Origin of the sequence: Cronobacter condimenti 1330 (assembly GCF_001277255.1) — a bacterium.
In the GTDB taxonomy this organism is placed as follows: Bacteria; Pseudomonadota; Gammaproteobacteria; order Enterobacterales; family Enterobacteriaceae; genus Cronobacter; species Cronobacter condimenti.
In genome coordinates, this window is the sequence record NZ_CP012264.1 from 1846705 (window position 1) to 1859784 (window position 13080).

The 13080-nt window shown below is 57.0% G+C and carries 11 protein-coding genes; 9 read left to right on the forward strand and 2 right to left on the reverse strand.

Annotated features, from left to right (window positions below; all coding sequences use genetic code 11):
• Nucleotides 1–6: 6 nt before the first annotated feature.
• The 8 genes from AFK62_RS08500 (at nt 7) to selO (ending at nt 8119) form a co-directional block, all read left to right on the forward strand.
• The gene (locus AFK62_RS08500) at nt 7–558 is read left to right on the forward strand and encodes a glutathione peroxidase (protein ID WP_007676387.1); all 552 of its coding nucleotides are present in this window, start codon (nt 7–9) and stop codon (nt 556–558) included.
• 2 nt (nt 559–560) lie between these two features.
• A complete protein-coding gene (gene btuD / locus AFK62_RS08505) occupies nt 561–1304 on the forward strand; it encodes a vitamin B12 ABC transporter ATP-binding protein BtuD (protein ID WP_007676388.1) in 744 nt (247 codons plus the stop codon).
• A gap of 77 nt (nt 1305–1381) precedes the next feature.
• On the forward strand, nt 1382–1846 hold the full coding sequence (locus AFK62_RS08510; RefSeq protein WP_007676389.1) for an NlpC/P60 family protein: 465 nt from the start codon (nt 1382–1384) through the stop codon (nt 1844–1846).
• 194 nt (nt 1847–2040) lie between these two features.
• Nucleotides 2041–3372: a PTS sugar transporter subunit IIC gene (locus AFK62_RS08515; protein WP_007676391.1), complete on the forward strand. Its 1332-nt coding sequence runs from the start codon at nt 2041–2043 to the stop codon at nt 3370–3372.
• Nucleotides 3369–4685, forward strand: a complete 1317-nt coding sequence (locus tag AFK62_RS08520; protein WP_007676392.1) for a 6-phospho-beta-glucosidase — start codon at nt 3369–3371, stop codon at nt 4683–4685. The genes AFK62_RS08515 and AFK62_RS08520 overlap by 4 nt, the downstream gene beginning before the upstream one ends.
• A 48-nt stretch (nt 4686–4733) precedes the next feature.
• The gene (locus AFK62_RS08525; protein WP_226991927.1) at nt 4734–5738 is read left to right on the forward strand and encodes a LacI family DNA-binding transcriptional regulator; all 1005 of its coding nucleotides are present in this window, start codon (nt 4734–4736) and stop codon (nt 5736–5738) included.
• 151 nt (nt 5739–5889) lie between these two features.
• Nucleotides 5890–6609 (forward strand): EAL domain-containing protein, encoded by a 720-nt coding sequence (locus AFK62_RS08530; RefSeq protein ID WP_007676394.1) that lies wholly within the window; start codon nt 5890–5892, stop codon nt 6607–6609.
• Between the two features lie 61 nt (nt 6610–6670).
• Entirely contained in the window at nt 6671–8119 is a 1449-nt protein-coding gene (gene selO, locus AFK62_RS08535) for a protein adenylyltransferase SelO (protein WP_007676395.1), read from the forward strand.
• A gap of 53 nt (nt 8120–8172) precedes the next feature.
• Here the strand turns inward: selO and AFK62_RS08540 are convergent, their stop codons facing one another.
• Entirely contained in the window at nt 8173–9219 is a 1047-nt protein-coding gene (locus AFK62_RS08540; RefSeq protein ID WP_032984632.1) for a 3-deoxy-7-phosphoheptulonate synthase, read from the reverse strand.
• Between the two features lie 154 nt (nt 9220–9373).
• Nucleotides 9374–10207, reverse strand: a complete 834-nt coding sequence (gene ppsR, locus AFK62_RS08545) for a posphoenolpyruvate synthetase regulatory kinase/phosphorylase PpsR (protein ID WP_007676397.1) — start codon at nt 10205–10207, stop codon at nt 9374–9376.
• Between the two features lie 334 nt (nt 10208–10541).
• Between ppsR and ppsA the strand changes: the two genes are divergently transcribed.
• Nucleotides 10542–12920: a phosphoenolpyruvate synthase gene (ppsA, locus tag AFK62_RS08550; protein WP_007676402.1), complete on the forward strand. Its 2379-nt coding sequence runs from the start codon at nt 10542–10544 to the stop codon at nt 12918–12920.
• Nucleotides 12921–13080: the final 160 nt, after the last annotated feature.

Genomic DNA, 13080 nt, shown 5'->3' on the forward strand with positions numbered 1-13080 from the left:
GAAGCTATGCAACACGACATTCTGAATACCGAAGTGACCACCATTGACGGTGAAACCATTTCGCTTGAGCAATACAAAGGCAAAGTACTGCTTATCGTCAACGTCGCCTCAAAATGTGGTCTGACGCCGCAATATGAGCAGCTTGAGAACATCCATAAAGCCTGGGAACCTTCTGGTTTTCGCGTGCTCGGCTTTCCGTGTAACCAGTTCCTCGGCCAGGAGCCGGGCAGTGAAGATGAAATTAAAACCTTTTGTAGCACCACTTATGGCGTGACGTTCCCGATGTTCAGCAAAATCGACGTCAACGGTGATAACCGCCATCCGCTGTATCAGAAACTGATCGCCGCCGCACCTAAAGCTGTCGCGCCGGAGCAGAGCGGCTTTTACGAGCGCATGGCCAGCAAAGGCCGCGCGCCGCTCTACCCGGACGACATCCTGTGGAATTTCGAGAAATTCCTGGTAGGGCGCGACGGTCACGTGATCCAGCGCTTCTCACCAGACATGACGCCGGAAGACCCAATCGTCATGGAGGCGATTAAGCTGGCGCTGGCGAAGTAACGATGGCATTGATGCAGTTGCGTGACGTTGCGGTGGGAACGCGTCTTGGGCCTGTCACCGTGATGCTTCAGGCGGGCGATATTGTCCATGTGGTCGGCCCCAATGGGGCTGGCAAAAGCACGCTGCTGCATCGACTGGCTGGGCTGAGTAACGGCCCCGGCGACATACTTTTCGACGGAAAGCCGCTCACGGCGATAAGCGCCGCAGCGCTTGCCCGACAACGGGCATACCTTACGCAACAGCAGACGCCGCCGTTTGCGATGCCGGTGTGGCACTACCTGACGCTGCACGGCGGCTCACTGTGTGCGGCTGCGCTTGAAGAGGTCGCGCACAGCCTGATGCTTGCGGACAAGCTGTCCCGACCGGTTAATGCGCTTTCCGGCGGCGAATGGCAGCGAGTGCGGATCGCCGCCGCTATCCTGCAAATTCACCCACGCAACCACGCTGATGGCAAGTTGCTTATCCTTGATGAACCGATGAACAGCCTGGATGTCGCCCAGCAGGCGGCGCTCGACCGTTTGCTCTTTACGCTACCGCAGTCGGGTATCGCCGTGGTAATGAGCAGCCATGACCTGAACCATACGCTGCGCCACGCGCACCGCGTCTGGCTGATGCGAGAAGGTAAGCTGATAGCAGAGGGGCTGTGCGACGAGGTAATGACCCCTTCAAGGCTTGGCGAGGCCTATGGCGTGCCATTCCAGCGGTTACAGGTCGCAGGTCATAGTATGCTTATCAACCCGCTCTGAGCGCGGCCATCTTGCCAGCCGTCGCGCCGACGGCTACATTAGCGAAAAATCATAAGGCCAGAGGATTTGCCTGAAAAATGCGGCTATGGATCTTACTTGTTACAGCGTTGCTGCTGGCGGGGTGTAGCTCTCACCGGGCGCCGCCGCCGAATGCGCGACTTTCCGACTCCATCACCGTGATTGCCGAGCTCAACGACCAGCTTAATCACTGGTACGGCACGCCTTACCGCTACGGCGGCATGAGTCGCGGCGGGGTGGACTGTTCCGGTTTCGTGATGATGACATTCCGCGATCGCTTCTCGCTGAGGCTGCCGCGCGAAACCCGCCAGCAGGCGGAAATAGGCACCGAAATCGATAAAGACGATCTCCTGCCAGGCGATCTGGTCTTTTTCAAAACCGGCTCAGGGCAGAACGGCCTGCACGTAGGTATTTACGACACCGATAACCAGTTTATCCACGCCTCCACCAGCCGTGGCGTGATGCGCTCCTCGCTCGACAACGTCTACTGGCGCAAGAAATTCTGGCAGGCTCGCCGCATCTAATCTTCTACCCATCGCATTTGCGGTGGGTTTATTTCCCTTCGCCTCATCAATAAAACGCGCATTTTGTATTCGTTTTGAGAGCGCTCTCACTACCTGATTTGGCGCATAAGGCTAAAGTCAGTACCCATTGAGAGCGCTCTCATTTTGGTTCCCTACGGAGAAACTCGCATGAATCACATTACACGGGGTGGGATATGAGCCTCTATCGCGCACTGATGGCGCTGGTGGAGCGCCATATCGCGCCGCTCGCCGGACGTATCGGCACCCAGCGGCACATTATCGCTATTCGCGACGGCTTTATCTGCGCGATGCCATTTCTGATTATCGGCAGCATCATGCTGATCATTGCGAATCCGCCGTTTGATGCGGCCACTACGTCAGCCTTCGGTCAGCGCTGGCTTGGTTTTGCGAAAGTACACTGGAATACCATAACCATGCCGTTTTTTATGACGATGGGGTTGATGAGCCTCTTCGTCTCGATTGGGACGGCATATAGCCTTGCGAAATCCTATCAGCTGGACGGCCTGACGGCAGGGTTGTTGTCGATGAGCGCGTTTTTACTCGCCGCCGCGCCGCAGGTGGATAACAAACTGTCGCTCGAGTTTCTCGGCGGGCAAGGGGTGTTCACCGCCTTGTTATGCGCCATCTGGGCCGTTGAGCTAACGCGTCTTTTGAAGAAATATGGCATCACGCTGCGTCTGCCGGAACAGGTCCCGCCTGCCATCGCGCGGTCCTTTGATTTGCTACTGCCGCTGACCGGCATTTTGCTCACCGTCTACCCGCTAAGCCTTCTGATGCAAAACGAGTTTCAGATGCTCATCCCGGCGGCGGTAATGCAGCTGTTCCAGCCGGTGATTGCCGCAGGCGATAGCCTGCCTGCGATCCTCCTCTGCGTGCTGCTGGCTAATCTGCTGTGGTTTGCCGGTATTCATGGCGACAATCTGGTGCAGGGGCTGCTAAATCCGCTTTTCATGGCGAACATTGCCGCCAACGCGGCGCTGCTCTCACACGGCGAGGCGACGACGCAAATCCTCACGGCCCCGTTCTGGGCATTCTATATTTGCATTGGCGGTTCTGGCTCGACGCTCGTGCTGGCGATGCTCTATCTGAGAAGCCGTTCGGTGCACCTGAAAACCATCGGCAGACTCAGTCTCATGCCCGCGCTGTTTAATATTAATGAGCCGCTGCTGTTCGGGTCGCCTGTGGTGATGAACCCGACGCTGTTCGTTCCGCTACTCATGGTGCCGCTGGTGAATGCCGTGCTGGCCTACGTGGCGCTCAATATGGATCTGATACAGAAAATGGTGGCAATGGCCCCCTGGACCGCACCTGCGCCGCTTGGGGCGATGATCTCCGCAGCATGGGATGTGCGCGCCGCGCTGCTGGTGGCCGTGCTGCTGGTCGTTGACGGCCTGCTCTGGTACCCCTTCTTTAAAGTGTATGAAAAACAGCTGATTCAACAGGAGCGGGAGCAGGCGGGTAATGCCGTCACCGCACCAGTGAACGCAACAGGGAGAACATCATGACTGTACAGGCCATTAAAATCGCCATTATCGGCGGTGGCAGCAGCTATACGCCGGAACTGGTAGAGGGGCTGATTGCCCGCAAAGAGGCCATTGCGCTGCATGAACTGGCGCTGGTGGATGTCGAGCCGGGGCGCGAAAAAGTCGAGATTATCGCGGGGCTGACACGCCGGATGCTTTCGAAGAACGGGCTTTCGCATGTCCGCGTATCGGTGCATTTCACGCCGGATGAGGCTATTCGCGGCGCAAGCTTTGTGCTGACGCAACTGCGTGTCGGGCAGCTTCCGGCCCGCGCATGCGACGAACGGCTCGGGTTGAAGTATGGGTTAATAGGGCAGGAGACCACCGGCGTCGGCGGGTTTGCCAAGGCGCTGCGCACCATTCCGGTGCTGCTCGATATTGCCCGTAAGGTAGAAGCGCTGGCGCCAGAGGCGTGGATCATCAACTTCACGAACCCCGCAGCGATTGTCACCGAAGCGGTGCAGCGCCACAGCAAGGCGAAAATTATCGGGCTTTGCAATGTGCCGGTCACGATGCATCACATGATTGCCGCCATGCTCGGCGCGCCGTCGCAGGAGGTCGCGCTGCGTTTTGCGGGCCTGAACCATATGGTGTGGGTGCATCAGGTTACCGTGCGCGGCGAAGACCGCACGCAGGAGGTCATCGACAGGCTCTGCAACGGGGCGACGCTCACGATGAATAATATTCAGGAGGCGCCGTGGCCGGCCGCGCTGTTACGCGCGCTTGGCGCCATTCCGTGTCCGTATCATCGCTATTTTTACCTGAGCCGCCAGATGCTCGACGAAGAAGTAGAGGCCGCGCGAGGCCGCGGCACCCGCGCCGAGCAGGTGATGCAGGTGGAGCGTGAACTGTTTGAGCTCTATAAAGATCCGCAGTTATCGCACAAGCCCGAGCAGCTGAGCTTCCGTGGCGGCGCGTTTTATTCCCAGGTGGCGCTGGAACTCATCGACGCTATTCATAACAACCGCGGCGCGACGCTTGTGGTAAATACCGCCAACCGTGGCGCCATTCACGGCCTGCCCGACGACGCGGTGGTGGAAACCAACTGCGTGGTGGACGCGCAGGGCGCGCATCCGCTGGTATTCGGCGCACTGCCGCCTGCCATGCATGCCCTGACAGTGCAGGTGAAAACCTACGAGCGGCTGACGATTAAAGCGGCCGTGGAGGGCGATACCGCAAGCGGTCTGCTGGCGCTGCTGACCAACCCACTGGTGGGCGACGCAACGCTTGCACAGGCGTTGCTGGAAGAGGTGCTGACGCTCAACCGTGACTACCTTCCTCAATTCCAGGGATAAGCCCACCCACTGCGAAAATTTCGGGTACTATCGGGGAGCCTCATTCAGATAAGGGATCGCCTGATGGTTACTCTGGAAGATGTCGCCGCCCACGCGGGTGTCTCCCGCGCCACGGTTTCCCGCGTGGTCAACGGCGACAGTAAAGTCAAATCGCAAACCCGCGAGCGCGTCGAAGCGGCGATACAGGCGCTCGGTTACTCTCCTAATCCGGCGGCGCGCGCACTCGCCTCAAGCCAGAGTCACACTATCGGGCTTGTCACCACCTCTTACCGCGGCGGCTTTTTTGGCGCGCTGATGGATACCGTACAGAGTGAGGCGCAACGCCACGGCAAACAGCTTCTGGTCACCCAGGGCCGCGACAGCGCGCAAAACGAACGCGATGCCATTAATCAGCTCTATAACCTGCGCTGCGACGGGCTGTTGCTGCATATCCGTATGCTTGACGACGACGCGCTGCGCGATATGGCGGCGGCAGGTAAGCGTTTTGTCGTGCTGGATCGCGACGTGCCAGGGCTTGAAGCGCACTGCGTGACGTTCGATCATCGCGACGCCAGCGCCATGGCGACCCGTTACTTCCTGACGCGCGGGCATACCGCCATTGCCTGCCTTCATGGCCCGTTATCGCGTGCCTCCAGCCGTTTGCGTCTGCAAGGTTTTATCGACGCCATGGCGGCGGCGTCGCTCGCGCCAGTCGCGTGCCTTGAGGCGGATTACGATCTTCAGGGCGGTTATCTGCAGATGCAGGCGCTGCTCGCGCGCGCCACGCCGACCGCCATCTACTGCTGTAACGAAGAGATGGCCGTCGGCGCGATGCTTGCGATTAATGAAAAAGGCTTACGGATCCCGCATGACATTTCATGTATCTGTTATGACAGCGGCGAGCGCGCCGATTTTGTTCGGCCACGTCTGACCAGCGTACATTTTCCAATTACCGAAATGGCACGTTATGGGGCAAGAAAATTACTGGAAGAAGAAGGCGGGTTACAAATATTCACACCCAGAATAGTCGAACGCGATTCTGTAAAGGATCTCACTGGTGCTGGTGTCGAATGAAATACCAGGATAAGCTCTTTCTGTAAGGAGTAATCTGAAATTAGCGCCGAAACGGCGGGAGAAATACTTTAACAGAATCAACCTGGTTGCACGCGCCAGTGACTTAATCCAGTATAGCGAGCTCCTATTAATAACGCGCAGGGCAGACAATATGATTGTTTCGCTCGATACACGGTATCAGTCTCATCTGCTGTTCGCCCCGATCGCCCATCCGTCAGAGGGGCTGCTGGGGATGGAAGTCATTGCCAATTTCACCAGCCTGAATGCGCAGGTGCGTTTTCCCACGGAATTTATTATCCCGCGAATAAATGCTGAAGAAAGATTAATGCTTTTTTACGAAAAAATAAGTTTGATCGAAAAATGGCGCGAAGCATTTATAAAAAATTCCCTTTTTGCGGTAGTCAACATTGATCATAAGATAGCCAGTGCCATTTTATCGAGCCCGACATTACGGTCACGTCTGGCGCAATTACCTTTTCTCGAGTTAGGTATTAATGAGAATTTTCCTGAACTTAATAAAGGTAAAGAAAATAAAACAATGTTCTCGCTGTCTCGTTATTTCCCATTAATGCTAAGTAACTTTGGGGCGGGGGCAGCAACCGGGCGGGCGATTTTCGACGGTCTTTTCCGGCGCGTCACGCTCGATAAAACCTTCGTTCAGAAACGGCGCGCGGGGGGCATGTTCGAGCCGTTTATGTACGCTATCGCCAATCAGGTCGGGCCTTGCTGCCAGACGCTGGTCCTGCCCGGCGTCGATAACGACGAGGCGCTGTATGAGGCGCGTCGCCTCGGTTTTACTGGCGTACAGGGCGCGCTTTGGCCGTCAATGGATGGCGAAACCCTTGTACTGACGCTCGCGATGGCGCAATAACCTTAAACCTGCGCCGTGTTTAACTCCTGCATTACGCACTACACTTAACGCAGGAGGAGCCATGAGCCAAAACCCCCGTTTTACCGCGACCTGGCGCGATGAACTGCCAGGCTTTTATACAGAACTTACCCCCACACCGCTGGCTAACAGCCGCTTGCTCTGTCACAACGCGCCGCTGGCGCAGGCGCTGAAACTGCCGGATACGCTGTTTGACTATCAGGGTCCTGCGGGCGTCCTGGGCGGCGAAACGCTGCTGCCGGGTATGGCGCCGCTGGCGCAGGTCTACAGCGGCCATCAGTTTGGCGTCTGGGCCGGACAACTGGGCGACGGGCGCGGCATTTTGCTCGGCGAGCAAAGACTCAAGGATGGCCGCAAGGTGGACTGGCATCTGAAAGGCGCGGGTCTGACGCCCTATTCGCGGATGGGCGATGGCCGTGCGGTGCTTCGCTCGACCGTACGAGAATTCCTCGCTTCAGAAGCGATGCACGGTCTTCGTATACCCACCACGCGCGCACTCAGCATCGTCACCAGCGACACCCCGGTGCGCCGCGAAACCACCGAGCGCGGCGCGATGCTGATACGCATCGCCGAAAGCCATGTGCGCTTCGGCCATTTCGAGCACTTTTATTACCGCCGCGAACCGGAGAAAGTGCGCGAACTGGCGGAATACGTCATTGCGCACCACTTCGCGCATCTGGCGCACGATGAAGATCGCTTCGCGCTCTGGTTTGGCGAGGTCGTGACCCGCACGGCACATCTGATGGCGAGCTGGCAGTGCGTCGGCTTCGCCCACGGCGTCATGAATACCGACAATATGTCGATTCTCGGGCTGACGATGGATTACGGCCCGTATGGTTTTCTGGATGACTATCAGCCGGGCTTTATCTGCAACCACACGGATCACCAGGGCCGCTATGCGTTCGACAACCAGCCGGGCGTCGGCTTATGGAACCTGCAACGCCTGGCGCAGGCGCTGTCGCCGGTGATCCCGGCAGAGCGGCTTAATGCGCTTCTGGATGAATACCAGCCCGTTCTGCTACGCGAGTGGGGCAAACAGATGCGAGCGAAGCTCGGCTTTACGGTGGAAAAAGAGGGCGACAACGATTATCTGCGTGAACTGCTGACGCTGATGGCGCGCGAGGGCAGCGACTATACGCGCACTTTCAGGATGCTGAGCGTGACCGAGCAGCGCTCATCGGCCTCGCCGCTGCGCGATGAGTTTATCGACCGCGCCACCTTTGACGCCTGGTTTGCACGCTATCGCGCACGGCTGGCGGAGGAAGGCGTTGAAGATGACGCGCGCCAGACGCTGATGAAATCGGTTAACCCGGCGCTGGTGCTGCGTAACTGGCTGGCCCAGCGTGCGATAGAAGCGGCAGAGCGCGACGACCCGAGCGAACTTACGCGGCTGCTGGAGGCGTTGAGAGATCCGTTTGCCGATCGTGACGATGACTACACGCACCGTCCGCCAGACTGGGGTAAACATCTTGAAGTGAGTTGTTCAAGCTGAGTGCATAAAAAAGGGGAAACCGTCCGGTTTCCCCTTTGTTTTTAACGCGGCGCTCAGAGACGGCTTTCTACAGCCTGCGCCAGCCGTGCCAGTAAGATTTCACTGTCATCCCAGCCAAGACACGGGTCGGTAATCGACTGGCCATAAGTCAGCGGTGTGCCGGGGACGATTTTCTGGGTGCCTTCGGCAATGAAACTTTCAACCATGACGCCCGCAACCGCGGTGGAGCCTGCGCGGATCTGCTGACAGATGTCGTCGCAGACATCCAGCTGACGCCGGTGTTGCTTCTGGCAATTGCCGTGGCTGAAGTCCACCACCAGACGTTCCGGCAGATCAAACTCGCGCAGCGCCTGGCAGGCTTCGTTAATCGCCCCGGCATGATAGTTCGGCGTTTTGCCGCCGCGCATGATGATATGCCCATAAGGATTACCGCTGGTCTGGTAGATGGTCATGCGGCCATGCTTGTCGGGGGAGAGAAACATATGGCTGGTGCGCGCGGCGCGAATGGCATCCACAGCGATGCGCGTATTGCCGTCCGTACCGTTTTTAAAGCCCACCGGGCAGGAGAGCGCGGAGGCCATTTCGCGATGGATCTGGCTCTCGGTCGTGCGCGCACCGATGGCACCCCAGCTGATGAGATCGGAAATATACTGACCGACCACCATATCGAGAAATTCGGTGGCGGTCGGCACGCCCAGCGCGTTCACCTCAAGCAACAGGCGACGCGCCTGTTCAATGCCATGGTTCACGCGGTAACTGCCGTTGAGATCCGGGTCTGAAATAAGGCCCTTCCAGCCAACCACCGTGCGTGGTTTTTCGAAATAGGTCCGCATAACGATTTCAAGGCGGGCGTCATATTTCTCACGCAACCGCGCCAGGCGTGCGGCGTAATCCAGCGCGGCGTCGGTATCGTGAATGGAGCAGGGGCCGATAATCACCAGCAGACGGTGATCCTCGCCATTAAGGATTTTTTCAATACGGCGGCGGGCGTCCAGCACATGGCCTGCGACCGCCGGTGTGACGGGATAGCGTTCCGCGAGCTCAGCCGGAGTAATCAGGCTGTCGATGCGCGCAGTACGAAGTTCATCGGTTTTAATCATGGGTGTCTCAGAATCTGTTGCTTCATCGGCATCAGCGCCGGAAGTGATGGGCATCACGATAAACCAATCCGCCCTGAATACAAGGCCATTAAAAGATTCACCGGAGCGCGTGGCGCTACCCTAACACAGAATATCGCACCTTTGTACTAGTTTGTCAGTACATGCGACGACTCAGCCCCATAATGTCGAGAATTTTGGTCGCCATCTCTTCTACCGAATAGTTAGTGCTGTTGAGGTAGGGGATCTGATGCTTGCGGTAAAGCGCTTCCACTTCGGCCACTTCCAGACGGCACTGGCGCATTGAGGCGTAACGGCTGTTCTCACGGCGCTCTTCGCGAATGGCCGCCAGCCGCTCCGGGTTAATCGTCAAACCAAACAGCTTATGCTGGAAGGGGCGCAGCGCCGCCGGAAGGTTGAGGTTATCCATATCGTCAGCAATAAAAGGGTAATTGGCAGCGCGGATGCCAAACTGCATCGCCAGATAGAGGCTGGTGGGCGTTTTGCCGCAGCGCGAGACGCCAAGCAGGATCACCTGCGCCTGGTCGAGGTTACGCATGGAAATGCCGTCGTCGTGCGCAAGCGTGTAATCGATAGCCGCGATACGGGCGTCATATTTGGTGATATTCGCCGGGTTCAGGCCGTGGGTGCGATGGGCAACAGGGGTCGGGTCGAGGCGCAGCTCTTCCTGAAGCGGCGCGACGAGTGCCTGAACGATATCCTGACAAAATCCCTGGCTTTGCAGAATGATGTCGCGCACCAGCGGCAGTACGATGGAGTAGAACACCAGCGGGCGGACGCCAGTTTGCTGATAAATAGCGTCGATTTGCTCTTTCACCGCTCTTGCGCGGCTTTCATTTTCAACGAAGGGCAGGGTAATGCTGTTGATGCTGACCGGAAATTGCGACATGACCGCATGGCCTAATACCTCTGCTGTGATAGCGGTTCCATCGGAAATATAAAAAACCTGGCGATCGGCAACATTATCCATTGTATCTGTCCTTTATTAAGGTTGAGCATCATCTTAAGCATAAAATAATGCGGATGTACGCGGCATGGCGTTTCTCTTATTTTTAAAAATGAAACGCTGTTTTTAATTTTATTCGTAACCATACGCTGTCATGTAAATATCACCATAAATCATAGTTCAAAAGAGTAATCCAGCCTAATCAAGAAGTTACAAAATCCAGAATTTGTCTGAAAAGTTGAATATTTCAATTTGCTTGAACGATTCACCGTTTTTCCCGCAGCGTTTTCTATGCCAGGCTAAAACAGCTGTCAGGTGTTTCTTAATTCCGTTCATATATCATAAAAGGATTGCTTCGATGTCCAACAATGGCTCGTCATCGCTCATACTTTGGTATAACCAGCTCGGCATGAATGATGTAGACAGAGTTGGGGGCAAAAACGCCTCCCTCGGTGAAATGATTACTAACCTGTCCGGTATGGGCGTCTCAGTACCTAACGGGTTTGCGACGACCGCCGAGGCGTTTAATCAGTTCCTCGAAAGCCGTGGCGTTAACCAGCGTATTTATGAACTGCTGGATAAAACCGATATCGACGACGTGACCGAACTGGCGAAAGCGGGCTCGCAGATCCGTCAATGGATTATCGACACCCCGTTCCAGCCGGCGCTGGAAGAGGCGATCCGTGATGCGTACGCAAAACTGTCTGCCGATGACGCCGAAGCGTCCTTTGCGGTGCGCTCCTCCGCGACCGCAGAAGATATGCCGGATGCCTCCTTTGCAGGCCAGCAAGAAACCTTCCTTAACGTGCAGGGGATTGAAGCGGTCATGGTGGCGGTGAAACATGTGTTCGCCTCCCTGTTTAACGATCGCGCCATCTCTTATCGCGTACACCAGGGCTATGACCACCGCGGCGTTGCGCTTTCGGCGGGCGTACAGCGCATGGTGCGCTCCGATCTCGCCGCCTCTGGCGTGATGTTTTCCATCGACACCGAGTCAGGTTTCGACCAGGTGGTGTTTATCACCGCCGCGTATGGCCTGGGTGAAATGGTGGTGCAGGGCGCTGTAAACCCCGATGAGTTCTACGTGCACAAACCAGGGCTTGCCGAAGGCCGCCCGGCGATTGTACGCCGCACCATGGGCTCGAAGAAGATTCGCATGGTCTACGCTGACACCCAGGAGCACGGCAAGCAGGTCCGCATCGAAGATGTGCCGCAGGCAGACCGCGATCTGTTCTGTATCACTCCCGAAGAGGTGCAGGAACTGGCGAAACAGGCGGTGCAGATTGAGAAACACTATGGCCGGCCAATGGATATCGAGTGGGCCAAAGATGGTCACACCGGCAAACTGTTTATCGTACAGGCGCGCCCGGAAACCGTGCGTTCGCGCGGTCAGGTGATGGAGCGCTACATGCTGCACTCGCAAGGGAACGTGGTCGCTGAAGGGCGCGCCATCGGGCATCGCATCGGCGCGGGCACTGTGAAAGTTATCCATGACATCAGCGAGATGAACCGTATTCAGCCCGGCGACGTCCTCGTCACCGACATGACCGACCCGGACTGGGAACCTATCATGAAAAAGGCCGCGGCGATTGTCACCAACCGCGGCGGGCGCACCTGTCATGCGGCTATTATCGCCCGTGAACTGGGCATTCCCGCCGTCGTCGGCTGCGGCGACGCTACCGAGCGCATCAAGGATGATGAAAAAGTCACCGTGTCATGCGCCGAAGGCGATACCGGCTACGTCTATGCTGACCTGCTGGATTTCAGCGTGAAAAGCTCAAGCGTTGACACCATGCCGGACCTGCCGCTGAAAGTGATGATGAACGTCGGCAACCCGGATCGCGCCTTTGACTTCGCCTGCCTGCCCAACGAGGGCGTGGGCCTCGCGCGCCTTGAATTCATCATCAACCGCATGATAGGCGTGCATCCGCGCGCGCTGCTGGAGTTCGATGAGCAGGAGCCTGCGCTGCAAAACCAGATCCGCGAGATGATGAAAGGCTTCGACAACCCGGTTGAATTCTATGTAGGCCGCCTGACCGAAGGCATCGCGACGCTGGGCGCTGCGTTCTGGCCGAAGCGCGTCATTGTGCGTCTGTCTGACTTTAAATCTAATGAATATGCCAACCTGGTCGGCGGCGAGCGTTATGAGCCGCATGAAGAAAACCCGATGCTCGGCTTCCGTGGTGCGGGCCGTTACGTGGCCGACAGCTTCCGCGACTGCTTCGCGCTGGAGTGCGAGGCGGTGAAACGCGTGCGTAACGAGATGGGGCTTACCAACGTAGAAATCATGATCCCGTTTGTGCGCACGGTCGATCAGGCGAAAGCGGTGGTGGACGAACTGGCGCGCCAGGGGCTTAAGCGCGGCGAGGATGGGCTTAAGATCATTATGATGTGCGAAATCCCGTCTAACGCGCTGCTGGCCGAGCAGTTCCTTGAGCATTTCGACGGCTTCTCGATTGGCTCTAACGACATGACCCAGCTGGCGCTCGGCCTGGACCGCGACTCCGGTGTCGTCTCTGAACTGTTCGACGAGCGCAACGAGGCCGTCAAGGCGCTGCTGTCCATGGCAATCCGCGCGGCGAAAAAGCAGGGCAAATATGTCGGCATTTGCGGACAGGGGCCGTCGGATCATGAGGATTTTGCCGCCTGGTTAATGGAGGAGGGGATAGACTCACTTTCGCTTAACCCGGACACGGTGGTGCAAACCTGGCTTAGTCTGGCAGAGCTTAAAAAATAAATGCGATATATTTAAAAAACCCGCCAGATGGCGGGTTTTTTATTTGTAATGGTTAATTTGCACCGCATCACAAATACGGGAAAAAGCAAAAAATCATAAACTGGCTGTGGATTTCTGCAATTGTTGGTGAGCGGTGCGTTCACAATACTTAGGCCTGATA